Source organism: Haemophilus sputorum HK 2154, assembly GCF_000287615.1.
GTDB classification, from domain to species: Bacteria; Pseudomonadota; Gammaproteobacteria; order Enterobacterales; family Pasteurellaceae; genus Haemophilus_A; species Haemophilus_A sputorum.
In genome coordinates this window covers 38171-61783 of record NZ_ALJP01000019.1, presented here as the reverse complement: position 1 = coordinate 61783, position 23613 = coordinate 38171, and the positions used below count along the sequence as shown (strand labels likewise).

At 38.1% G+C, this 23613-nt stretch carries 20 protein-coding genes and 1 pseudogene; 15 read left to right on the top strand and 6 right to left on the bottom strand.

Translation table 11 applies throughout. The features are described from left to right. Positions 1–21 precede the first annotated feature (21 nt). Together pepN and HMPREF1128_RS08470 are read left to right on the top strand one after the other, a co-directional pair. Positions 22–2631, top strand: a complete 2610-nt coding sequence (gene pepN / locus HMPREF1128_RS08475; RefSeq protein ID WP_007526403.1) for an aminopeptidase N — start codon at positions 22–24, stop codon at positions 2629–2631. A 90-nt stretch (positions 2632–2721) separates the two neighbouring features. Beyond that, positions 2722–3240 carry a hypothetical protein gene (locus tag HMPREF1128_RS08470; RefSeq protein WP_007526291.1) on the top strand — a complete coding sequence of 173 codons (519 nt, stop codon included), beginning with the start codon at positions 2722–2724 and terminating at the stop codon, positions 3238–3240. A gap of 48 nt (positions 3241–3288) precedes the next feature. Here the strand turns inward: HMPREF1128_RS08470 and HMPREF1128_RS08465 are convergent, their stop codons facing one another. Then, entirely contained in the window at positions 3289–3501 is a 213-nt protein-coding gene (locus HMPREF1128_RS08465) for a cold-shock protein (protein WP_007526405.1), read from the bottom strand. 328 nt (positions 3502–3829) lie between these two features. Here HMPREF1128_RS08465 and proQ point away from each other — a divergent pair, with 328 nt between their 5' ends. The 5 genes from proQ (at position 3830) to HMPREF1128_RS08440 (ending at position 9539) form a co-directional block, all read left to right on the top strand. After that, positions 3830–4399 (top strand): RNA chaperone ProQ, encoded by a 570-nt coding sequence (gene proQ, locus HMPREF1128_RS08460; RefSeq protein WP_007526350.1) that lies wholly within the window; start codon positions 3830–3832, stop codon positions 4397–4399. A gap of 139 nt (positions 4400–4538) precedes the next feature. Next, positions 4539–6554: a carboxy terminal-processing peptidase gene (gene prc, locus HMPREF1128_RS08455; protein WP_007526401.1), complete on the top strand. Its 2016-nt coding sequence runs from the start codon at positions 4539–4541 to the stop codon at positions 6552–6554. A 90-nt stretch (positions 6555–6644) separates the two neighbouring features. Continuing rightward, positions 6645–8198, top strand: coding sequence for a L,D-transpeptidase family protein (locus HMPREF1128_RS08450; protein WP_007526367.1), 1554 nt, complete (start codon positions 6645–6647; stop codon positions 8196–8198). Between the two features lie 140 nt (positions 8199–8338). Continuing rightward, entirely contained in the window at positions 8339–8896 is a 558-nt protein-coding gene (locus tag HMPREF1128_RS08445; RefSeq protein ID WP_007526340.1) for a YcbK family protein, read from the top strand. A gap of 13 nt (positions 8897–8909) precedes the next feature. After that, complete coding sequence (locus tag HMPREF1128_RS08440) at positions 8910–9539, top strand: MBL fold metallo-hydrolase (RefSeq protein WP_007526337.1); 630 nt, start codon at positions 8910–8912, stop codon at positions 9537–9539. Positions 9540–9577: 38 nt separating this feature from the next. Here the strand turns inward: HMPREF1128_RS08440 and HMPREF1128_RS08435 are convergent, their stop codons facing one another. The 4 genes from HMPREF1128_RS08435 to pflA form a co-directional block, all read right to left on the bottom strand. Further along, complete coding sequence (locus tag HMPREF1128_RS08435; RefSeq protein WP_007526344.1) at positions 9578–10147, bottom strand: anthranilate synthase component II; 570 nt, start codon at positions 10145–10147, stop codon at positions 9578–9580. A gap of 44 nt (positions 10148–10191) precedes the next feature. After that, complete coding sequence (gene pheA / locus HMPREF1128_RS08430) at positions 10192–11349, bottom strand: prephenate dehydratase (protein ID WP_007526347.1); 1158 nt, start codon at positions 11347–11349, stop codon at positions 10192–10194. Between the two features lie 114 nt (positions 11350–11463). Then, complete coding sequence (gene prlC, locus HMPREF1128_RS08425; protein ID WP_007526338.1) at positions 11464–13491, bottom strand: oligopeptidase A; 2028 nt, start codon at positions 13489–13491, stop codon at positions 11464–11466. Between the two features lie 146 nt (positions 13492–13637). Further along, complete coding sequence (gene pflA / locus HMPREF1128_RS08420) at positions 13638–14378, bottom strand: pyruvate formate lyase 1-activating protein (protein WP_007526375.1); 741 nt, start codon at positions 14376–14378, stop codon at positions 13638–13640. A gap of 162 nt (positions 14379–14540) precedes the next feature. Between pflA and HMPREF1128_RS08415 the strand changes: the two genes are divergently transcribed. Genes HMPREF1128_RS08415 through HMPREF1128_RS08405 form a run of 3 tightly spaced genes read left to right on the top strand, consistent with a single transcriptional unit; the run spans position 14541 to position 17154 of the window. Then, positions 14541–15491 (top strand): helix-turn-helix transcriptional regulator, encoded by a 951-nt coding sequence (locus tag HMPREF1128_RS08415; protein WP_007526390.1) that lies wholly within the window; start codon positions 14541–14543, stop codon positions 15489–15491. A 58-nt stretch (positions 15492–15549) separates the two neighbouring features. After that, complete coding sequence (locus HMPREF1128_RS08410; protein ID WP_007526395.1) at positions 15550–16440, top strand: 5' nucleotidase, NT5C type; 891 nt, start codon at positions 15550–15552, stop codon at positions 16438–16440. 3 nt (positions 16441–16443) lie between these two features. Beyond that, on the top strand, positions 16444–17154 hold the full coding sequence (locus HMPREF1128_RS08405) for an SIR2 family NAD-dependent protein deacylase (protein WP_007526311.1): 711 nt from the start codon (positions 16444–16446) through the stop codon (positions 17152–17154). Positions 17155–17205: 51 nt separating this feature from the next. Here HMPREF1128_RS08405 and rhuM read toward each other — a convergent pair. Beyond that, positions 17206–18207 (bottom strand): annotated as a pseudogene (gene rhuM / locus HMPREF1128_RS08400) (RhuM family protein). Positions 18208–18438: 231 nt separating this feature from the next. Between rhuM and HMPREF1128_RS08395 the strand changes: the two are divergent. From HMPREF1128_RS08395 to HMPREF1128_RS08375, 5 genes are all read left to right on the top strand, one after another. Continuing rightward, the gene (locus HMPREF1128_RS08395) at positions 18439–18639 is read left to right on the top strand and encodes a DNA translocase FtsK (protein ID WP_007526313.1); all 201 of its coding nucleotides are present in this window, start codon (positions 18439–18441) and stop codon (positions 18637–18639) included. Then, positions 18636–19481: an SIR2 family NAD-dependent protein deacylase gene (locus tag HMPREF1128_RS08390; RefSeq protein ID WP_007526327.1), complete on the top strand. Its 846-nt coding sequence runs from the start codon at positions 18636–18638 to the stop codon at positions 19479–19481. The genes HMPREF1128_RS08395 and HMPREF1128_RS08390 overlap by 4 nt, the downstream gene beginning before the upstream one ends. Then, positions 19481–20233, top strand: coding sequence for a PP2C family protein-serine/threonine phosphatase (locus tag HMPREF1128_RS08385; RefSeq protein ID WP_007526300.1), 753 nt, complete (start codon positions 19481–19483; stop codon positions 20231–20233). The genes HMPREF1128_RS08390 and HMPREF1128_RS08385 overlap by 1 nt, the downstream gene beginning before the upstream one ends. Positions 20234–20251: 18 nt before the next feature. Next, the gene (locus tag HMPREF1128_RS08380) at positions 20252–21493 is read left to right on the top strand and encodes a PD-(D/E)XK nuclease family protein (protein WP_007526341.1); all 1242 of its coding nucleotides are present in this window, start codon (positions 20252–20254) and stop codon (positions 21491–21493) included. 63 nt (positions 21494–21556) lie between these two features. Continuing rightward, positions 21557–23611, top strand: a complete 2055-nt coding sequence (locus tag HMPREF1128_RS08375) for an ATP-binding protein (protein ID WP_007526296.1) — start codon at positions 21557–21559, stop codon at positions 23609–23611. Positions 23612–23613: the final 2 nt, after the last annotated feature.

The following is a 23613-nucleotide window of genomic DNA, read 5'->3' as shown; positions in this document are numbered from 1 at the left end:
TTAAGCCAGTGGGGTTTTCCAATGCAACCTAAAGCAAAATTTAGAAAAGATTATCAAGCACCTGATTTTACAGTTAACGACATTTATTTAGATATTCAGTTAGATGCAGATAGAACTTTTGTGACATCAACTTTAAAAGTTGAACGTAAAAAAGTCGGCGCAAAAACGCTTCGTTTAGATGGACATAGTTTTGATTTTCTCGCATTGAAAGTTAATGGCGTAGCTTATTTGCAATATCAAAAAGATGATGAAGCGTTAACTATTGATGTGTCTGATTTAGCGGATCAATTTGAACTACAAATTGAAACTGCTTTAAATCCAAGCCAAAATACTTCGCTACAAGGTCTATATCAATCGGGTGAAGGCATTTGTACACAGTGTGAGGCAGAAGGATTTAGACAAATCACCTATATGCTTGATAGACCAGATGTTTTAGCAAAATATCGGACAAAAATAACCGCTTCTAAAACCAAATATCCGTATTTACTTTCTAACGGCAATCGTATTGCACAAGGAGAACTAGCGGATGGCCGTCATTGGGTAGAATGGGAAGATCCATTTTTCAAACCAAGCTATCTATTTGCATTAGTCGCAGGCGATTTTGATCTCCTTGAAGATAAATTTATCACTAAAAGTGGACGTGAGGTTGCGTTAGAAATTTATGTCGATCGCGGTAATTTAGATCGTGCAGGCTGGGCAATGGAAAGCCTAAAACGTGCGATGAAATGGGACGAAGAACGTTTTGGTTTAGAATACGATTTAGACATTTATATGATCGTTGCCGTAGATTTCTTTAATATGGGCGCGATGGAGAATAAAGGTTTAAATATCTTCAACTCTAAGTTTGTATTAGCAAAACCAGAAACCGCTACGGATGAAGATTATCTTAATATCGAAAGCGTGATTGCACATGAATATTTCCATAACTGGACGGGCAACCGTATTACTTGTCGAGATTGGTTCCAGTTAAGCTTAAAAGAAGGGTTAACTGTTTTTAGAGATCAAGAATTTACTTCTGATCTTTGGTCTCGTTCGGCAAAACGTATTGAAGATGTTCGTTTATTGCGTACTGTCCAATTTGCTGAAGATGCAAGCCCAATGGCGCATCCAATTCGCCCAGAAAAAGTGATCGAAATGAATAACTTCTATACTGTCACTGTTTATGAAAAAGGGGCGGAAGTGATTCGCATGATTCATACTTTATTAGGTGAAGAGCTATTCCAAAAAGGCATGCAGTTATATGTTGCAGAAAACGATGGAAAAGCAGCAACTTGTGAAGATTTTGTGTCAGCAATGGAGCGTGTTTCAAACATTGATTTAACACAATTCCGTCGTTGGTATAGCCAATCAGGTACGCCTGAATTAACTGTGCGTGATGAGTACGATGAAAATACGCAATGCTATCGTTTGCATATTAGCCAGCTTACTGAACCAACAGCTGATCAATTAGAGAAATTAAATTTACATATTCCGGTTAAATTAGCGTTATATGGTGAAACAAGCGGTCAAAAAATTCCGTTAATTGACAAAAATGGTTCAGTAGGGGATGTGTTAAGTTTGACTCAAGCACAGCAAACTTTTGAGTTTTACCATGTTAGTGAACGCCCAATTCCTGCATTATTAGCGGATTTCTCTGCACCAGTTCGATTAAGTTATGATTATACTACAGCACAGTTAATCCGTTTATTAACTTGCGTCGAGAATGATTTTAGCCGTTGGGATATGATCCAAACCTTGTTCAATCGTGAGTTACGCGAAAACTTATTTAACTACCATCAAGGTGACTTGATGCAGTTTAATATGGACTTTTTGGAAGCACTCAAAGTGCTTATGGATGATGAGAAAGTCGATACTGGCTTAAAAGCATTGATGTTAACTTTACCAAAAGAAACAGAGTTTGCTGAACAGTTCAAAATTATCGATCCACAAGGTATCGCAGTCGTTCGCCAATATCTATTAGAATCGATTGCAACAGCTTGCCAAGATCGTTTATTCCGTTTATATCAAGAAAATCAATGCGGTGCTTATCGTGTTGTTGCAGAAGATATTGATAAACGTGCATTACGAAATGTTTGTCTTTCTTATCTAGCTTTTACTGATCAAGGCGAGGAATTGGTAAGTTCTCATTATGAACAAGCGGACAATATGACTGATACATTAGCAGCATTAACTGCTGCAACGAAAGCACAGTTAGCTTGTCAAGAAGAACTACTAGCAGACTTTGAAGCACAATGGAGTCATGACGGTTTAGTTATGGATAAATGGTTTGCATTGCAAGCAACAAGACCGGATGACGACGTTTTAGCGATAGTTGAGAAATTAATGGCTCATCCAAGCTTTAATTTTAATAACCCGAATCGTGTTAGAGCGCTTGTCGGTGCTTTTGCAAGCCAAAACCCGAAAGCTTTCCATGCTGTTGATGGCTCTGGTTATCGCTTTTTAGTAGAAGTCTTGATTAAATTGAATGAAAGCAACCCGCAAGTTGCTGCACGTTTAATTGAACCTTTAATTAAACTTTCTCGCTATGATAATCAACGTCAAACCTTAATGCGCAGAGGGCTAGAACGATTAAAAGGCCTAGATAATTTAGCGCGTGATTTATTTGAAAAAATAGAAAAAGCTTTATTATAATTTAGGCGAAAACACCAAAGGGTAAAACATTAGTCGTATGTTTTACCCTTTTTCCTAATTTTCTGCTCATTGATAATAATAAGAAATGCTATGAAAAAATATTTTTTAATGACGCTCTCATATTTGGTATTGCTAAATAATGCTTATGCAAAAGCAATTGAAGTATTTAACCCTTGCACACAAGAACAGGTTGTACTTGCACAAATATTATCAAATAAAAATATTTTGCTAGATAAAACAGTAAGTTTAAACGACACTAAGATGTTTCTCATTTCTTATTTAGACCAATCTGGTGAGATTTGTATGCAGAAAAGATATGATGTCTTTTTTAAGAAAAATGGTGAGTATATTTATACTACGAAATTATTTGATGAGTTAGATGAAGTTTTTCCTAGCATAGATGTAGAAAATGACATGTTTATCATAGATTTGGAATATGGAAACGGACAGGCTAATCTTGAAAGGTATTATTTGAAGCCTTCTGGAAATAATATTTTCTTAATCGCTAAAGAAAACTTAGAGACTCGAAATGGGAAAGGTAGGAAAACTCAATTTGATAAAAAAGATATTTCTTCTGTTAAGTTTTCAAAGTTTATTAACACTGATTAGATAATTAAAAAACCTTGTTAAAACAAGGTTTTTTAAAATTCAGAAAAATTAGATTTTTTTCACATTTGCTGCAGAAGCACCGCGATCTGAAGCTTGAACTTCAAATTCTACTTTCGCGCCTTCTTCTAAGGTACGGTAACCGCCGTTGTTTTCGATTGCAGAGAAGTGAACAAACACATCTTCGCCACCTTGATCTGGTGCGATAAAACCAAAGCCTTTGGTTGCGTTAAACCATTTTACTGTACCTGTTTGTTTAGACATAACATTTTCCTTTTTAAAAATAATCAATATGCTCAACGAGAGCGGATGGAACTACTCAGAACGCTCTGGAAAATAGAGATGAAAAAAGAGAACACATTAACGCAACGAAAAGCTTGTTGATTAGACCATTTATCCCCTACTAAAGCAATCAATATTTTTGCTTTTGGTCAGTTTTGACGATTTAGGGAACTTTTTAACGAAACTTCTGCCCCAATAGCGTGAAAATGATAGACTCTCCTAATCAAATAAAATATAGTAGAGACTTTTAATTAAGCGCGTTTTAGGGCGTTTTAGCAAACCAAATTTTTACACCAAAAATGGAAAAATTATGTCAGAACAAGAATTAGAAACCCAAGTATCACAACAGCCATCAGAAAACCAACCGGCTGCAGGTGCAACCAATAAAGTTAACCCTCCAACCAAAGAAGTTATTGCCTATTTAGCACAAAAATTCCCACTTTGCTTTAGTTTAGAAGGTAAAGCTAAGCCATTAAAAGTAGGTTTATTCCAAGATTTAGCCGAAGCACTTGCTGATGATGAAACGGTAAGTAAAACACAACTTCGTCAAGTATTACGTGCTTATACGATGAGCTGGCGCTATTTGGCTTGCTGTCAAGAAAATGCAGTACGTGTTGGCTTACAAGGTGAAGAAGCTGGTGTAGTCGATGCTCAACAAGCAGAACACGCAGCACAAAGTTTAGCGCAAGCGAAAGAAGCTTTTAACGCACGTAAAGCAGAACAACGTAAAGCACAGCGTAAAGAATCATTTAAAAAGAAAGCGAGTGAACAAGCTAAAAAACGCCCATTCAATAAAGTGAAAAAACCACAAAACGCACAAAATAATGGAAAAGCTTCTGCAGAAAGCCTTGCAGCATTAGCCACCAAATTTGGTCGTTAATGCAATCAAGCGGTCGATTTTGTAAAGGTTTTTGCAAAACTGACCGCTTGTAGTTGTTCTTTTTTCTGCAAAGAATATTTGAGGCCGAGCCTCCTAACTGCTTTTAAAAAGTAGATTTTAATTGTGAAGAGAAATGCTAATGAAAGTGAATAAATTTAGCCGATTCATGACAGTATGGTTGATTGGATTATTTACCAGTCAAGTATTTGCGATTGAACCGCAAATTCAACAAAATGAAATTGTTTTACCTAAACCGAGCGAACAACACAAAATTTCGACTAAACGTGTTACAGCTCGCCTAACACAATCGCATTACCACAAATTTAAATTAGATGATGAATTTGCGGGTAAGATTTTTGATCGCTATATCAATATGCTTGATAGTATGCATATGACGTTTTTACAGTCAGATATAGACGAATTGCGAGAGAAATATGCTTCGGTTTTAGATGACCAACTGTATGAAGGTCAGTTAGATGCTGCATTTGCAATTTATGATTTACTTTTAAAACGCCGTTATGAGCGTTATAAATTTGCTTTGTCTCTATTAGATAATGAGCCTGATTTAAAAGGTAATGATGAAATTGAAAATGATCGTGAAAAATCGCCATTCCCAAAAACCGTAGAAGAAGCGGATAAATTATGGGAAGCGCGCGTGAAATATGAAATTATCAATTTACATCTTAAAGATAAAAAATGGCCGGAAATTAAAAAGACTTTAGCCAAACGTTATAACCTAGCAATCAAACGATTAACTCAAACGAAAGCAGACGATATTTTACAAACTTATTTAAATTCATTTGCGCTAGAGATTGATCCACATACTAACTTCTTATCGCCTCGTTCAGCGAAGGCTTTCCAAGAAAGTATGAACCTTTCTTTAGAAGGAATTGGGGCAACGCTTTCAATGGAAGATGATGTCACGACAATTAAATCACTCGTACCTGGTGCGCCTGCAGCACGAAGCAAACGTATTGCGGTAAATGATAAAATCGTTGGTGTTGGACAAGGTGAAAGTGGACCAATCGAGGATGTTATCGGTTGGCGTTTAGATGATGTGGTCGATAAAATTAAAGGGAAAAAAGGTTCAAAAGTTCGCCTAGAAATTGAACCAGAAAAAGGTGGAAAAACCAAAATTATTACTTTAGTCCGCGATAAAGTGCGTATTGAAGATAGTGCTGCCAAACTGACGGTAGATAAAATCGACGGTAAAAATATTGCGGTAATTAAAATTCCTACTTTCTACATTGGTTTAACAGAAGATGTGCGTAAATTGTTAAGCGAAATGAAGGGAAAAAAAGCAGAAGGCTTGATTATTGATTTACGTGAAAATGGCGGTGGTTCATTAACTGAAGTTATTGAACTTACTGGATTATTCATTAAAGAAGGCCCAGTGGTACAAGTCCGTGATGCTTTCGACCGGATTAAAGTGCATGAAGATCCTGATGCAGATACATCGTTATATGACGGCAAAATGATGGTAATGATTAACCGCCATAGTGCCTCAGCTTCAGAAATCTTTGCGGCAGCATTACAAGATTATAATCGTGCGATTATCGTTGGACAGACAACCTTTGGTAAAGGTACCGTACAGCAAAGTCGCTCATTAAACTTTATTTATGATTTAGATAAAGAGCCATTGGGTTATATTCAATACACGATCCAAAAATTCTACCGAATTAACGGTGGAAGTACCCAGTTAAAAGGGGTGGATGCAGATATTAAATTCCCAGAAGTGATTAATGCTGAAAAAACAGGCGAAAGTTTCGAAGATAATGCGTTACCTTGGGATAAAATTCCAGCGGCAAAATATGCTGAAGCGGGTCATGCTCGTGATGTTGTTTCACAATTGACTGACAAACATGAAGCACGAATTGAGCAATCTCCAGAATTTATCGTATTAAATAAAGAAATTGAGATTGCTAGAGAGCGAGATAATCGTAAGTTTACCTCTTTAAATTTAGCTGAACGCCAAAAAGAGGAAGCGGAAGATGATGCTCGTCGCTTGAAAAATATCAATGAACGTTTTAAACGTGAAGGCAAAAAATTGTTAAAACATATTGATGACTTACCGAAAGACTATGAAGCACCAGATTTCTTCTTGAAAGAAGCTGAGCAAATGATGGTCGATTGGTTGGAAATTGATACAAAATAACAAAATTGTTATAATATCCGAACTTGCCGCTTAGCGATGGCTTAGCTAAGCGGTCATATTTTTATGAAAGATTTGCAAAATTGATTATTTATGAAGAAATTTAAACTATTACCGCTGATGATGTTTTCTACCATCGCAGTGGCTGAAACAGCTAATGTGGCAACCCCTGCGGTAACGGCGGTAAGTGCCGGAGATACTGTTTTACCTCAATTAAGTTTTGAAGCACAACAAGCCCGCGCGGCAGAACTTTCAAAGCGTGCTGATTATGCCTATGAGCAAGAACAATTACGCCAAGAACAAGCAAGAAAATTAGCTGAAGCAGAAACCAAAGTCAGAGAAACAGTAGGTGCTAATAGCTTGTTGTTAACGAATGCAACTGCGAAAGTTTATCTAGATAACGATTTCCAACCAATGTGGGAAGATAAAACAGCAACTCGCCAGTTCTTAAAAGAGTATGCTGCATTTGCTGCAAGTGGTGTTTCTGCAAAATCAGCAAAAGCATTGCAACAAATTTTAAGTCAACCAGAAGGTTTAGCGCGTGATATGTTGTTAACAGATAGTTTCTTAGATTATCTTTATTACAACAAAAATGTATATCAAAATGCAAACAGCTGGTTATACAATTTAGGTTCATATAATACAAAAGCACCAAGTGCTGAACACATTGCAGCTTGGATGAGCGCAGTAAAAAAAGGTAACTCAGCGCAATTTGTGGCTAATTTAGTACCGAAAAATCACATCTATCAAGAAACTGTTCAGCGTTTATTTGCTATGTCTCCAAACGGTAGTGTAGCAACGAAATCGGCTAAAGCTAAAAAAGGTAAAGGACAGACTGCAAGTGCTGGCGCAAGTAACTCTGTAACATCTAGCTCATTTTATAAGTTAGCATTAAATGCTCAACGTTTACGCATTATTCCAAGTTTTAATAACGGAATTTTTGTGAACATTCCAAGCTATCAGCTTTTCTATTTCCGTGATGGTAATTTAGCGCTGCAATCTAAAGTAATTGTTGGACGCGATGATCGCCGTACACCGGTAATGTATAGTAAATTGAGTAATGTGGTTGTTAACCCACCTTGGAACGTACCAACAACTATTTTAACCAAAGACATTGTACCAAAGTTAGCGCGTAATCCTGCACTTGCGGATAGCTTAAACTATGAAATTTTCGATGGTGCTGGAAATAAAGTGAACCCACGCAGCGTGAATTGGTCTCAGTATATTAATGCGAAAAGCGTACCTTATCGTATCCGCCAAAAAGCAGGTGATGATAGTGCATTAGGTCGTTATAAGTTCAATATGCCTAGTTCAAATGCGATTTATCTGCATGATACGCCAAATCGTGGGCTATTCGGTCGTACAGATCGTGCATTAAGTTCTGGCTGTGTCCGTGTAGAACAAGCTGATGCTTTAGCGACAATCTTATTAAAAGAAGCTGGTTGGTCAGTTGATAAGAAAGGTCAGGTGTTAGCAAGCCAAAAAACCACTTCGGCACAAATTCGTTCAGATAACCCAGTTTATCTTTATTATGTGACCTCATGGGTGGAAAACGGAACCGTGTACAGCTTACCGGATATTTATAAATTAGATACCAACATTCCGAAAACAGCAATTAGTTGGGAACAAGTGAAAAATGTGATTTAAGTCGCATTTTTGAGAAAAATCTGAGAAACGGGCTCGTTTCTCAGATATTTTATTTTTATAATCGACCTATTTTAGTATAGATTGATTAAATCTCTAGCGTAATAAACGCTATACACTCAAGTTACATTGAGGAAATTAAAATGAATCAAATTAATTTACAACGCCGTAAATGGTTATCACTAGGCGGGTTAGTATTAGGCGCTACAATTTTGCCTAGTAAAGTGATGGCAAGTTTATCTACATCAACCCCTTTAGCATTACGTTTTCATAATATCAATACTGGCGAACAACACGCTGTCAATTTTTTCGGTGGACGTTTAGGGCCGAAAGATCTAAATGCTTTGAATTATTTAATGCGTGATCGACATACCAATCAAGTGAAAACCATTGACCCAAATCTTTTTGTTAAATTAAACCAACTTCAAGGTCGTTTAGGTTTTCGTAATGCAGAAATTTTAGTGTTAAGCGGATACCGCTCAGCGAAAACCAATGCAGCAATGCGTCGTAACCATCGCGGTGTAGCGAGCAATAGCTTCCATATTCGTGGTCAAGCAGTCGATTTCCAAGTTTCAGGCGTGCCATTAGCGAAAGTGAGAGATGCAGCACTTAGTCTGAATAACGGTGGCGTTGGGTATTATCCAAGAAGCAATTTCGTTCACGTGGACACTGGCCCTGTAAGAACTTGGGTTGGCGTGTAAGCGGTCAAAATTTATGTTTAATTTACAAATTATTCCTGTTAGCCCATTTCAGCAAAATTGTACGGTGATTTGGGATGAAAATAAAAATGCCGCTATTATTGATGCAGGGGATGAGGCAGAAAAAATCATTCACTTTGTAGAACAAGAAGGGCTTAAGGTAGAAAAATTACTGATTACCCATGCTCATCTTGATCACATTATGGCAGTTGAGGCCTTGCATCAACATTTCGGTGTAGAAGTCTATGGCTCACATCTGGCGGATAAGCCTTTATTTGAGCAATTGCCTCAAATGTGCGAAATGTTTGGAATTCCTCCTGTTCCTGCCTTTTTGCCAGATCATTGGTTAGAAGAAGGGCAAAGTGTTCAGGTTGGGAATTTAACTTATCAAATTCGTCATTTGCCTGGGCATGCACCAGGGCATATTGGCTTTTTTGATATGGAAAATAAAATTGCTTTTACTGGTGATGTGTTATTCAAAGATAGCATTGGGCGTACGGATTTATATATGGGTAACTTAGAGCAACTTTTAGCTACCGTTCGAACCAAGTTATTTGATTTGCCTGATGATTTTATTATCGTTCCCGGTCATGGCCCACATACGACTATTGGTCGTGAAAAAGTACACAATCCTTTCTTTAAATAAATAAAACCTTGCTTGATGCAAGGTTTTTATTTTTTTAGTTAGTTTTTCATGGCTAACCAATTTCGTAACATTTGCTCACCATATTCTGTTAAAAAAGATTCGGGATGGAATTGTACGCCGTAGATAGGCAGAGATTGATGTTTAAATGCCATGAGGACGTTTTGATCGCATAATGTAGTCGTAACAAGCGGTGTATTTTTTAAGGAGTCTTGCGAAATTGCCCAAGAGTGATAAAGCCCAACTAAGAAATGCTCAGGTAGTCCTTCAAATAATGGGTTATCAAGAATTTGTTGCACAGGGCGTTGTTCGCCGTGTCGAACTTGAGCCAAATTGTAAAGTGTGCCTCCAAAAAATTCGCAAAGTGTTTGGTGTCCTAGGCAAATCCCAAGAATCGGTTTATGGTTGGCATATCGTTCAAGCATTTCAAATGTTTTCGGATAGGCACGTGGGACATCAGGGCCCGGCGAAATAAGGATATGGCTGAATTGCTCCACTTCATCTAAATCAAGTGCATCAGATGAGACGATTTCCATTTCTACTTCAAGTTTTCGAAGCAGATCGACTAAGTTAAACGTAAATGAATCGTGATTATCAATAATAAGTAGCAAAGGGATGTCCTATGAAAAAAGCGAGCCTAAAGCTCGCTTGAAAATTAGAGTTTAACTGGTTGAATAATTTCGCTTGGATAACAACCTAGAATTTTGAAATAACTGGTTACGCTTTCAAGTTCTTTAAGTGCTTGTTGCATATTGTCTGCATGGATATTCGCTTCTAATTCCACATAAAACATCTCTTCCCAAGGTTTGCCATAAATAGGGCGAGATTCTAGTTTCATCATTCGAATATCATGCGTTTTGAATACCATTAACGCATCCACTAATGCCCCAGCTTGTTGCGTGGTAGTCATCAGCAGTAGTGTTTTAGTTTGTACCTGAGGAGATACTTTTACCGCTTCTTTTGCCACCACAATAAAACGGGTTAGGTTATTGGGTTGGTTGGCAATATCTGATTGAATATTGGTTAAGCCATAGAGTTTGCCACCATCTTCATTTCCAATCGCCGCCACGTTGGGTTTATTCATTCTAGCCACCATTTGCATGGCGTGTGAGCTACTTTCATAGTACTTGATATGTACGCGATTCAGCTGTGCTAAGAATTGGCTGCATTGTTGTGCTGGTTGAGAATGGGTGTAGATAGTGTCAATTTCATTGAGATCAACATTCCCATTGGTTAATAAGCAATGCTTGATGGGATAGGCAAGTTCACCTACCACAGCCAAATCTGTGTGCTGTAATAAATCGTAAACTTCATTGATTGAACCTGAGGTGGTATTTTCTAACGGCAGCACACCAAATTTTGCTTCGCCTTGTGAGACTTTTTCAAACACTTCAGCGAAGGTATTGCAACTTAATTCGACAAGGTTAGCTTGGAATTTTTTCGCAAATTGGCGTGAAGCCATGTTTGAATAAGAGCCACGCATGCCTAAAAAAGCAATAGAGACATTTTCATCAGATTGCGCATTGAGCTTATCTTGCAAATAGTTTTGTTGCGTGAGCACGGAATCTTCAATAATACGTTGGAAAATTTGCGTCACATATTGCGGATCAAGTTGATAGTTTTCTGATTCTGCATGGTTGACTAACGCTTGGAGTAGCTCTTTTTCTCGCTCAATATCGCGTAGCGGTTTTTGTGTGATTTCTTTACTGCGCACCACATCAAAAGCAAGGCGATGGCGTTCAGCAAGCAATTTTAGAAGATTGCGATCAAGCTGGCTGATCTGCGTGCGAATATCCGATAAATCTAAAGACATGTCTATTTCTCGTTACAAATGGAATGGGAAAGATTATAGCGATTTGTTTATCAAAGAAAAGACAAGCGGTCGAATTTGCAAATTTTTTTGCAAAAATGACCGCTTGGATGATGTTTAAGCGATGCCTTTATGGCGCAATAGTGCATCTAACGTTGGCTTACGCCCACGGAAGCGTTCAAATAACACCATAGGTTCTTCGCTACCGCCACGAGTAAGAATGTTATCGAGGAAACTTTGCCCAGTTTCGCGGTTGAAAATACCGTCTTCTTCAAATTTTGAGAAGGCATCTGCTGATAACACCTCTGCCCATAAATAGCTGTAATAGCCTGCAGCATAACCGCCTGCAAAAATATGGCTAAAGCTATGCGGTGTGCGTACCCATTCAGGCGTTTTCACAATAGCAACTTCAGCTTTGACCGCTTTTAGTGTGTCTAGCACTAAGCCTTCACGTGGTTCAGCTAAATGTAAGCGGAAATCAAACAATCCAAATTCTAATTGACGCACCACAAACATGGCTGCTTGGAAGTTTTTCGCTTTGAGCAGTTGAGTTAATTTCTCTTTTGGTAGTGGTTCGCCTGTTTCATAATGGCCTGAAATGAATGCCAGCGCTTCTTCTTCCCAACACCAGTTTTCTAAGAATTGACTTGGTAATTCTACTGCATCCCAAGGCACGCCGTTAATGCCTGCGACATCGCCCACTTCAATTTGAGTCAGCATATGGTGGATGCCATGACCGAATTCGTGGAAGAGGGTAGTAACTTCATCATGCGTAAATAGTGCTGGTTTATTGCCAATAGGTTTGTTGAAATTACAGGTTAAGTAAGCAACAGGTTTTTGTAAGCTGCCATCGGCAAAGCGTTTTTGGTTGATGCAATCATCCATCCACGCACCACCACGTTTATTTTCGCGTGCATATAAATCTAAATAGAATGCACCGCGTTCTTCACCTTGTTCATCGTAGATTTGGAAAAAGCGTACATCTTTATGCCAAGTGTCGATACCAAATTTTTCTTCAATGCGTAAACCAAAAATGCGTTTCATTAGCTCAAATAAGCCAGAAAGTACGCGATCTTCAGGGAAGTACGGGCGAAGTTCTTCATCGTTGATCGCATAAAGTGCTTGTTTTTGTTTTTCGCTGTAATAAGCAATATCCCAAGGTTCTAGCTGTTCTGAACAAGCGTGATTTACGAAGGCTTTTAAGGCACAAAGTTCTTCTTTTGCTTGTTTTTTAGCACGACTTGCAAGATCTTCTAAAAATTCGACCACTTGTTGTGGATTTTCAGCCATTTTGGTTGCCAGCGAATAATCCGCATAGGTGGCAAAGCCGAGTAATTGCGCTAATTCACGGCGGAGTTTTAGTTTTTCATCAATGTTGGCTGAGTTATCCCATTTGCCCGCATTACTGCCTTGATCTGATGCGCGAGTCGCATATTCTTTATACATCATTTCACGCAATTCGCGGTTTTCGCAATAGGTTAAGACAGGGTAATAACTTGGGAATTCTAAGGTAAAGCGATAGCCTTTTTTCCCTTTGCTTTCAGCAGAAAGTTTTGCAGCTTCTAGTGCAGATTCTGGTAAACCTTTTAATTGTGATTCATCTGTAATCACAATATCCCAACCCATTGTTGCGTCTAAGACGTTATTGCTAAAATCGGAACTTAATTCAGAAAGACGGGCAGAAATTTCGCCGTAGCGTTTTTGTTTATCTTCAGGCAGAGAAATCCCAGAAAGCTCGAAATCACGCAGGCTGTTTTCAATCGCTTTTTTCTGAGCTAAAGAGTAACTTTCGAAAGCTGGGCTGTTTTTAAGTTTTAAATAGCCTTCATATAGCCCTTTATGTTGTCCTGCCCAAGTGCTGTATTCTGATAATAACGGTAAGCAAGTTTGATAAGCTTCACGCAATTCAGGCGAGTTTTTCACCGCATTTAAATGGCCAACAGGCGACCATGCGCGACTAAATTGATCACCAGCGGCGGCTTGCGGTAAGTAGAAATTTTCCCAAGTTGGATTTTCAATTTGTGAAACCTCTTCAATCGTTTCGCGGCAAGTTTTAATGACGGCTTCTACGGCTGGTTTGATATGTTCAGGTTTGATTTTTGAAAAGGCAGGTAAGCCAGTGTAATTTAAAAGTGGATTAGACATATAAAATTCATCCTTTTATCATGCGATAAGGTTGTAAAACTTTCACAATATGAGGCTAAATGGCAGGGAGTTCAAGAAAAAAACGCAAGCGGTCAGATTTTTTCTTCTTTTTGCAAAAAAAGAACTGAATCCGACCGCTTGTTTTCTTAATATTTTACTACGTGTCCGTAGCTTTCAATAATGCTTTTAATTCGTTCTAAGGTTTCTTTTGGCGGTGGTAACACGCCTTCTAACTCATAGTCGTAGCCAAGCGTTTTCCATTTATGTGCGCCTAAACGGTGATAAGGAAGCAACTCGACTTTCTCGATGTTTTGCATACCTTCAATAAATTTACCCAATCGATGAGCAGAATCATCATCATCAGTATAACCGGGCACCACAACATAGCGAATCCAAGTACGTTTATTGAGTTTTTGTAAATAACGTGCAAAATCTAGCGTACGTTTGTTAGAAACGCCGACTAAGTCTTGATGGATTTCATCGTTGAGTTGTTTTAAATCCAACATCACTAAATCGGTCACTTCTAGCATTTCATCAACCACAGGGCTGTAATGGCGGACAAAGCCGTTGGTATCTAAACAAGTATCAATGCCTTCTGCTTTACAGGCTCTAAACCAGTCGCGCACGAACTCCATTTGTAATACGGCTTCACCACCAGAAGCAGTAACACCACCGCCGGTTGCTTTCATGAAGTGTTTATAAGTGATTACTTCTTTCATCAGATCTTCTACACTAATTTCTTTGCCACCATCTAAATCCCAAGTGTCGCGGTTGTGACAATACTTACAACGCATTAAACACCCTTGTAAAAAGAGGATAAAGCGAATACCTGGTCCATCAACGGTTCCGCAAGATTCATAGGAGTGATAGCGAGCTAAAACAGACATGATGCTTTCCTTAAATGATTAAATTAACTATTACGGTGTATTTTAGCAGAAATGCCTTACAAGCGGTCAGATTTCACAAAATAATTGCAGATTTGTTGAGTATGTTTTTTCTCCATTTTTGCTAGAATAATGACCATGCTAATTTTTATTTAATTTTAAAATATGTCCGAATCATCCTCCCTAAAATTCTATCTTGAATTATTACGTTTAATTCCGAAAAACACTTCCATTAGCACATCAGAATTACAAGAAAAATTGCTCGCATTAGGCATTGAGCGAGATGTGCGTAGTATTCAGCGTGCATTGAATACGTTATGTGAACAATTTGAAATTGACTGTAATCGGAGTGATAAGCCTTATAGCTATCGTTGGAAACCCGATGCAAAAGGCTTAGATATGCCAATTTTAAATGAACAGCAATCGTTGGTTTTGATGTTGGCAAAGCAATATTTAGCTGGCATTTTACCTGCCAATATTATGCAATCGATGGAGGGGTTCTTTAAACAAGCAGATTACAATCTTGCTTATGAACTGCATAAAAAAGGGGCTTCAGAATGGCTCAATAAAGTGGCTATTGCACCAACTAGCCAACCATTGTTGCCAGCAAAAATTGATCCTGAAATTTTTAAGCAAATTAGTACCGCACTTTATCAAAACCGCTTTTTGCAAGTGCATTATCGTAGTATTCACGGCAAAGAACATAAGGCAAAAGTTAAGCCTCTAGCCCTTGTGCAACAAGGCCCTAGCAGTTATGTGGTGGCAGAATATGAACATGGCGATATTTTACATTTAGCCTTGCATCGTTTACTTGAAGTAAATGTCAGCACAATGCAATTTGAACGCCCGAAATTTAATCTAAAAGCTTATGTTGAAAGCCAAAAATTTGGCTTTAGCTCTGGTAGAAAGATTCGTTTAACGTTCCGTATTGATAAACAAACGGGAGGCTTTTTGACAGAAACCCCGCTTTCAGCCGATCAAACTGTAAAAGATTGTGGAACTGAATATGAAATTTCCGCGACCGTGATTGAGAGCGCCATGCTGGAATGGTGGATTGCCCATTTTGGTGAAGATTACCAAGAAATTGACCGCACTTATTTAGACAAAAATACCTAACGACATAAATTGTCGCTTCATCTTTTATCATTAAGCCATCAACAGAGAGGGCATTAAAATGAAGAAAATTGTTTATATTGATATGGATAATGTGATGGTTGATTTCCCGTCTGGTATTGCAAAATTAGATGAGAAAACCAAGCAAGAGTATGAGGGGCGATATGATGAAGTCGAGGGTATTTTTAGCTTAATGGAACCCATGCCAAACGCGATTTCTGCGGTTCATAAATTGATGAAGAAATATCATATTTACGCACTTTCTACCGCGCCTTGGCATAATCCATCGGCGTGGAGCGATAAAGTAAAATGGATTCAGCGTTATTTTGGCGAAGAAAAAGGCTCGGCATTATACAAGCGGTTAATTTTATCTCACCATAAAAACCTGAACCAAGGCGATTATTTAATTGATGATCGCACTAAAAATGGCGCGGATAAATTCGAAGGTAAACACTTACATTTTGGTACTGAACAATTTGCTAACTGGAACTGCGTACTATCTTATTTGGACTGTGGGTCTTTTACACCAAGTGATATTTTGCAAGATTGCTTGAAAAAGCCGGCCGCTCTCGTGCAAGTTGAAAATGAAGAGCAAAGTCGAATCATTGGTGCTTTTGCAGATCGCTATAAATGGCAAGTGTTTAATTTGGCATGTGTTTATGCGAATGAAACAACAACCGAACAGAAAACGGTCTATTTAATTATCAGCCCTTATCTCAGTGATGACTTTAAAATGCGTATTGAAGCAATGAGTGTTCATATTCAAGCCGAATATGACGTGTTATTACGCTCAAAATCACAGCTAAAACAATATTTCCAACGCCTTTCAGATAAGCCGTTCTTACATATTGAAAACTATGCTTATCAACCACTTTATAAAGCGGGAAATATATTTGGCATGATGGCTAGAGATAGACAGATTGATGAAATTTTAGAACAAAAAGGAGCGTGAAAAATGACGGCGAAAAATAAACCAATTTGCGTGGTATTAACAGGAGCAGGAATTAGTGCCGAAAGTGGTATTCCAACTTTTAGAGCGGAAGATGGCTTGTGGGCAGGGCATAAAGTAGAAGAAGTTTGCACGCCTGGAGCCTTGCAAAAGAACCGCGCGAAAGTGCTTGATTTCTATAATCAACGCCGTAAAAATGCGGCAGCAGCTAAGCCTAATGCAGCGCATCTCGCCTTGGTTGAACTAGAAAAAGCCTATGATGTGAGAATCATCACGCAAAATGTTGATGATTTACATGAACGTGCAGGCAGCTCGAAAGTGTTGCATTTACACGGTGAATTAAATAAAGCTCGCAGTAGTTTTGATGAAAGTTATGTTGTGGATTGTTTTGGTGATCAGAAATTAGAAGATAAAGATCCAAATGGACACCCAATGCGCCCTTACATCGTCTTTTTTGGTGAAATGGTGCCGATGCTAGAACGAGCGGTTGATATTGTGGAACAAGCAGATATTGTGTTAGTGATTGGCACTTCTTTACAAGTGTATCCAGCCAATGGCTTGGTCAATGAAGCCCCAAGCAAAGCGCCAATTTATTTGATTGATCCTAACCCAAATACAGGATTTGTTCGTAAGCAAGTGATTGCAATAAAAGAAAAAGCGGGCGAGGGCGTTCCGAAAGTGGTCGCTGAGTTATTGGAGAAAATTAAAAAATCATAGAAAATCGACCGCACTTTTTAAACAAATAGCGACTTCGGTCGCTATTTTTCATTACTTATCTTGCTTATATTTAAGCATATGCATAATAAGCCTAATAAGCGTTTCTTTTTGTTTCGGATCAGATTCTGCAACTAATAAAGTGAGTGCTGCAAGCCCAGTATCATTGATAACTGGGTATCCATTATGATCCAACAAACGCCCATTTCTATGTAAGAAATCTACAAATAAAAATGCGCCACTACGTTTATTACCATCTGAAAAAGGATGATTCTTGACGACAAAATAAAGTAAATGTGCTGCTTTTGCTTCAATGCTTGGATAAGCGGGTTCACCAAATACACTTTGATCTAAATTACCTAGGATCGCAGATAAGCCATTATCTCGTTCACGTCCAAACAGATCACTCGCTTCACCTTTTGTCATCAGCTGTGATTTTAACTCTGCTAGTGCAGAACAGGCCTCAATATAAGTTGGTAACGTACCGCCTTGCTGTGTTTGTGGTTCGGTAAGTAAACCTTCATCATATTGTTATAGCCATAAAAACGTATGCGTATAACGGCTGACAATATCCACTAATCCACGACCGCTTTCTAGCGTTAATTCCGATGAATTTGCCGTTTTTTGAATAAGTGCAAGTGCTTGTTCTAATTCGTGAGCGTTTTGCTGTAAACGTTTTTGGTTAATGGTATAGCCTTGAGTCAGATATTCTTTTAAACGTGCAGTTGCCCAAATTCTAAAATTTGTTGCAGATTTAGACTTCACTCGATAGCCTACAGAAATAATAGCATCCAAATTATAATGTTTAACCTTACGAGTAACTTGTCTTTTCCCTTCTTGTCGAACTACCGAGAAATCCTCGGTAGTTAAATTTTCATCAAGTTCTGCTTCATTAAAAATATTTTTTAAATGTAGGCTTATGTTATCTGAGCTAGTATCAAAAATATTTGCCATCTGCGCCTGGGAAAGCCAAACGGTATCATTTTCAAATCTCACTTCCACTTGCGTTGTGCCATCTTGAGCTTGGTAAATTTCAATCGGATTTTGGTTATTCATATTTTTTCCTTAATAAGCTATATGTATATATAAACAGATAAATATGCATATTGCAATACGGAAGCTATTATTTGTAAAAAACCTTCTAAAAATAACCGCTTGTAATATTCACTAACGACACGAACTGTCGCTCCCTTCCATATAATTTTTCCATAAAAGAAAGGTTTTACTTCTTATAGCACTCTTAAGCCTTTTTCTAGGGAGTTATAAAAACGACAGAGGAGAAAAATTATGTCAATGAAAGTAACTGATACGCGCGATCCACTTTTTGAGGATGTAAAAAAATTTGTGCAACAAGAAAAATTTACATCTTGTTCACGGATTCAGCGAAAGTTTAGTTTGGGATTTAATCGGGCAGGGAGAATTTTAGATCAACTAGAGGAAGCAGGCGTTATTTCACCAATGAGAAATGGGCAGAGAAAAGTATTATGAAAAATGACTTAAATTATGCAGTGGAACTTATCCGCAAGGCAGACGGCATTTTAATTACAGCTGGTGCGGGTATGAGCGTGGATTCTGGGCTGCCCGATTTCCGCAGCGTTGGCGGATTTTGGAATGCTTATCCAATGTTTAAAGGCCGTAATATCAATTTCCAAGATATTGCGACGCCATTGGCTTATGAAACCCATCAAGAGTTAGCTTATTGGTTTTACGGGCATCGCTTATCGCAATATCGCGCAACAATCCCGCATGATGGCTACCAAATTTTAAAACGTTGGGCAGAAAGCAAACTACATGGTTATTTTGTTTTTACAAGCAATGTGGATGGGCATTTTCAGAAAGCGGGGTTTGAAGAAGGGCGCATTTATGAAGTACATGGCACACTAGAGCGTTTGCAGTGTGTGCATAATTGCCGGGATCTGAGCTGGTCTGCAAAAGAATTTCAACCTGTGGTGGATAATGAAAACTTGCGCTTATTGAGTGAGCCGCCTCGTTGCCCTTATTGTCAGCGTTTAGCAAGACAAAATGTGCTTATGTTTGACGATTATTTTTACAGCAGTAATTATCAAAATTTAAAACGAAATAAGCTCGATTTATGGTTAAAAGAAGTGCAAAATCTCGTCGTCATCGAACTGGGGGCAGGGAAAGCAATTCCAACTGTGCGTCGCTTTTCTGAACGTACGGCAAAAGCAAAAAAGGGCGGATTTATCCGTATTAACCCTCAAGATGCAGGCGTGCCGAAAATGCACTTTTTAAGTCTAGAAATGAAAGCGTTAGATGCGCTAAAAGCGATTGATCGCCTTCTAAATCCTTCTCAACAAGCGGTTGAATAATGGAAAATTTTTGCGAAATTACCTTCTGCCAACAAATTGGCAGTAATAAGCGACACAACCAAGATGCCCTTTTTAATGGCGAGGCGGTGTTTCAATATAAACTCAAAACAGCTGAAAAACGCCTTGAAAACCGACCGCACTTTATTGTGGGCGTGGCAGATGGTATTTCCAATAGCAACCGACCTGAAAAAGCGAGCAAGTTGGCTATGCAATTATTAAGCCAAATAGAAAGCATAAGTCGTCAAACGATCTACGATTTGCAATCCAGTTTATCAGCAGAATTAGCGGAGGATTATTTTGGCTCAGCAACCACTTTTGTAGCAGCAGAGATTGATCAAATAACCCGTAAAGCGAAAATTCTCAGCGTAGGCGACAGTCGTGCTTATTTAATTGATGCACAAGGTAAATGGCAACAAATCACCCAAGATCATTCTATTCTTTCTGAATTGTTAGCTGATTTCCCCAATAAAAAAGAGGAAGATTTCGCCACGATCTATGGCGGCGTTTCTTCTTGTTTAGTCGCCGATTATTCTGAATTTCAAGATAAAATCTTTTATCAGGAAATTGAAATTAAACAAGGAGAAAGTTTATTACTGTGTTCTGACGGATTAACAGATGGTCTTACAGAAGAAGTGAGAGAAAAGATTTGGAAACAATATGATAATGATAAATCTCGATTGACGGTGTGTCGTAAATTAATTGCGAAACAAGGGTTTTATGATGATTTGTCGGTTATAATCTGTGTGTTTTAATTAACCTAAGGAGCCGCTATGGCAAATAATATTAACCAGATAGTTGATTCTTTAATTTCTATCAATCAAGTGATTGAAAATTTTAGATTACAACGTGAAAAAACTGAACTATACGACTCAAATCGTTTTAATCCGTTTCAATTTTTACGAACGGATGAGATGGGATTATCAAAAATTCTTGCATTTTTACTAGATCCGAAAGAAACTCATGGACAAGGAGATTTGTTTTTAAATAGTTTTCTGAAATATATCGAAAAACATAACTTTCTAGCATACGACAAAATTCAGGTGTGTGTTGAAAAAGCAACAAGTGAAAATCGTCGGCATGATATTTTTATTGAGGGATTTTTAAATAATAAACGTCGCTGGATAGTTTCAATTGAAAATAAATTGAGATTTGCCTCTGACCAAGAAGAGCAGCTAAAAGATTATCGAGATGATTTAGAGGGATATAGAGAAGTTGAATACTGTCTTATTTATCTTCCTGTTTTTAAGGAACCTCCTTCCGAAAACTCCATTGAAAAAGATAAATGGGAAGAGCTAATCGGCGCTAAAAAAGCTATCTTACTGTCAGCGAAAGATTTGGTTGATTGGCTAGATAACACATTGATCATAGCACCGGCGGTTAAACAATTTAGTCAGGATTTTAAAAAATTTTTAAGTGAGGAACTTATGGGAAATACTGAAACTAATGATGATTTAGTTAAATATTTAATGAAAAATGAAAATAATGATGCATTACATTCTGCCTTGAGTGTTATCGATTCAAAAGAACAGCTATATGAAAATTTGATAGAGAGGTTAGTTGAACAATTACAAGAACGTTTTGCTTATGATTATAAAAAGTTAAAGAATTACGGCTGGAAATGTGATCTTAATGGAGAAGTAACAGGTAAAGGTTTTGGAATTTACTTTGATGCTGAAGATATTTATTGGGGGGTTGGGGCTGAATTTGATTACGCTAATCTTAGAGGCGGACATTATGGGGTATATTGTCATAAGGATAAATACCCAAAACTATATGATTTACTGAATGAAATTTTTGATAATCCAGATATTAAAGCTCACTTTAATAAAAAAAAATCTTGGGTTATTCGAAAGTATTTTGATGGAAGTCTAAGAAATTGGGATGCAGAAATTCTGAGAAAAATTCCTAATGGAGAATTAGCTGAACAAATTTTTGATTTATGTAAACCTTTATTAGATATCATTACAGATAATCTAGATAAAATAAAAAAGCTGGATATTAAAAAATTCTAACGACACCTTTTGTCGCACCTCTCACTAAAATACTCCTTACTAACCCAGTAAGGAGTATTTTTTATGTCCGAATATAAATTAAACCCACCGACAGTGTCTTCTTATACTGAAAATATGATGCTCAAAATTTTATTTGAGCATAAAGGTTTTTCCGAAGTGTTTCGAGAGAGTAGTTGGCGAAGTGATGAAATTGCCAGTGCGTTTGGGCTGCCTGAAGAATTAGAGAATGATAAAAATCTACGCACGGTTGCTCGTCAGCTTTTAAAAGAGCGTTATAAAACACTTCAAAAATCTACCGCACTTTTATCGGAGTTATGGAAACAAGCTTATGAAAATTTAGCAAGTTTGGCGGAATTTTTGCAGCTGAATCCCGTTGAGCAGGAACTTCTCCGCTTTGCCATGCATTTACGTAGTGAAGGAGCTATGCAGGATTTGTTTGAGTGCTTGCCGAAATCGGATTTACAAAGAACGGCTACGATCATGGCAGATTTACTGAAACAGCCGAAAAATGAGATTCTGTCCGCCTTAAAGAAAGGCAGTAAACTTGATGCTTATGGGCTAATTGAGCGGAATTATCGCCTAGATGGTGTGCAAGATTATTTAGCGTGGGGCGAAACCTTAGATTTTGATGAATTTGTAACACAGCCTCTAAATGAATATGCTCTGTTGAAATCTTGTACAGAAATACCTCAAGTGCCAAGTCTGCAACTGGATGATTTTGTACATATTGCTAGCATGAAAGATATGATGTTGACCTATTTGCAACAAGCACTAAAACATCATCAGAAAGGCGTGAATCTTTTAATTTATGGCGAGCCCGGCACCGGTAAAACCGAATTTGCCGGATTGCTTGCACAAGCATTAGGGATTTCGGCGTATAACATTACTTATATGGATTCTGACGGAGATGTTGTGAAGGCAGAGCAACGCCTGAACTACAGTCGCCTTGCTCAAACGTTATTAAACGGCAAGCAAGCGCTTTTAATTTTTGATGAAATTGAAGATGTGTTTAACGGCTCGCTCATGGAGCGTTCTGTTGCACAAAAAAATAAAGCATGGACAAATCAGTTACTGGAGAATAATAACGTGCCGATGATTTGGCTATCTAATTCTGTTTTTGGCATAGATCCTGCTTTTTTACGTCGCTTTGATTTTATTTTAGAAATGCCTGATTTGCCGTTGAGAAATAAATCGGCACTCATTACGCAGTTGGCCGAGGGAAAATTAAGTCCGGCTTATGTCCAGCATTTTGCTAAAGTGCGGTCATTAACGCCTGCGATTTTAAGCCGCACAATTCGGGTGGCAAAGGAACTCAATACGTCAAATTTTGCTGAGACTTTGCTCATGATGTTTAATCAAACATTAAAATCGCAAAATAAACCGAAAATCGAACCGCTTGTTTTAGGCAAAGCCAACTATAACTTGGATTATGTTGCTTGTAATGACAATATTCATCGCATTAGTGAAGGGTTAAAACGGTCGAAAAAAGGGCGAATTTGTTGCTATGGCCCGCCAGGAACAGGAAAAACTGCTTGGGCAGCATGGCTTGCAGAGGAGTTGGATATGCCGCTGTTGTTAAGACAAGGCTCAGATTTGCTTAATTGTTATGTAGGCGAGACAGAAAAAAATATTGCTCAAGCTTTTGAACAAGCGAAAGCTGATAATGCGTTATTAGTGTTAGATGAAGTGGATACCTTCTTATTTTCTCGAGAAGGAGCAAATCGAAGCTGGGAACGTTCACAAGTGAATGAAATGCTAACACAAATTGAACGCTTTGAGGGCTTGATGGTGGTATCAACAAATTTAATTGAAGTGCTTGATCCTGCCGCTTTACGCCGTTTTGATTTGAAATTGAAGTTTGATTATTTAACGCTGCCACAACGTTTAGATTTTGCTAAACAACAAGCGGAAATTTTAGGGTTACCGTTGTTATCGGAAGAGGATTTAGGTCAGATTGAATCGCTTAATCTGCTGACGCCTGGCGATTTTGCTGCGGTGGCTCGTCGTCATCAATTTTCTCCTTTTCAAAAGGTGCAAGATTGGCTGAGCGCATTACAAGGTGAGTGTGAAGTGAAACCAGCGTTTTCTGCAACGACAAGGCGGATAGGGTTCTGTTAACC

Bases quoted from the DNA above. Each gene is read 5' to 3' on its own strand.
- HMPREF1128_RS08385 (WP_007526300.1), top strand. From the start codon at position 19,481: ATGGAAAATTTTTGCGAAATTACCTTCTGCCAACAAATTGGCAGTAAT.
- HMPREF1128_RS08465 (WP_007526405.1), bottom strand. From the start codon at position 3,501: ATGTCTAAACAAACAGGTACAGTAAAATGGTTTAACGCAACCAAAGGC.
- HMPREF1128_RS08450 (WP_007526367.1), top strand. From the start codon at position 6,645: ATGAAGAAATTTAAACTATTACCGCTGATGATGTTTTCTACCATCGCA.
- prc (WP_007526401.1), top strand. From the start codon at position 4,539: ATGAAAGTGAATAAATTTAGCCGATTCATGACAGTATGGTTGATTGGA.
- HMPREF1128_RS08440 (WP_007526337.1), top strand. From the start codon at position 8,910: ATGTTTAATTTACAAATTATTCCTGTTAGCCCATTTCAGCAAAATTGT.
- HMPREF1128_RS08405 (WP_007526311.1), top strand. From the start codon at position 16,444: ATGACGGCGAAAAATAAACCAATTTGCGTGGTATTAACAGGAGCAGGA.
- pflA (WP_007526375.1), bottom strand. From the start codon at position 14,378: ATGTCTGTTTTAGCTCGCTATCACTCCTATGAATCTTGCGGAACCGTT.
- HMPREF1128_RS08410 (WP_007526395.1), top strand. From the start codon at position 15,550: ATGAAGAAAATTGTTTATATTGATATGGATAATGTGATGGTTGATTTC.
- HMPREF1128_RS08395 (WP_007526313.1), top strand. From the start codon at position 18,439: ATGTCAATGAAAGTAACTGATACGCGCGATCCACTTTTTGAGGATGTA.
- pepN (WP_007526403.1), top strand. From the start codon at position 22: ATGCAACCTAAAGCAAAATTTAGAAAAGATTATCAAGCACCTGATTTT.
- proQ (WP_007526350.1), top strand. From the start codon at position 3,830: ATGTCAGAACAAGAATTAGAAACCCAAGTATCACAACAGCCATCAGAA.
- HMPREF1128_RS08380 (WP_007526341.1), top strand. From the start codon at position 20,252: ATGGCAAATAATATTAACCAGATAGTTGATTCTTTAATTTCTATCAAT.
- HMPREF1128_RS08415 (WP_007526390.1), top strand. From the start codon at position 14,541: ATGTCCGAATCATCCTCCCTAAAATTCTATCTTGAATTATTACGTTTA.
- pheA (WP_007526347.1), bottom strand. From the start codon at position 11,349: ATGTCTTTAGATTTATCGGATATTCGCACGCAGATCAGCCAGCTTGAT.
- HMPREF1128_RS08445 (WP_007526340.1), top strand. From the start codon at position 8,339: ATGAATCAAATTAATTTACAACGCCGTAAATGGTTATCACTAGGCGGG.
- HMPREF1128_RS08470 (WP_007526291.1), top strand. From the start codon at position 2,722: ATGAAAAAATATTTTTTAATGACGCTCTCATATTTGGTATTGCTAAAT.
- HMPREF1128_RS08375 (WP_007526296.1), top strand. From the start codon at position 21,557: ATGTCCGAATATAAATTAAACCCACCGACAGTGTCTTCTTATACTGAA.
- prlC (WP_007526338.1), bottom strand. From the start codon at position 13,491: ATGTCTAATCCACTTTTAAATTACACTGGCTTACCTGCCTTTTCAAAA.
- HMPREF1128_RS08390 (WP_007526327.1), top strand. From the start codon at position 18,636: ATGAAAAATGACTTAAATTATGCAGTGGAACTTATCCGCAAGGCAGAC.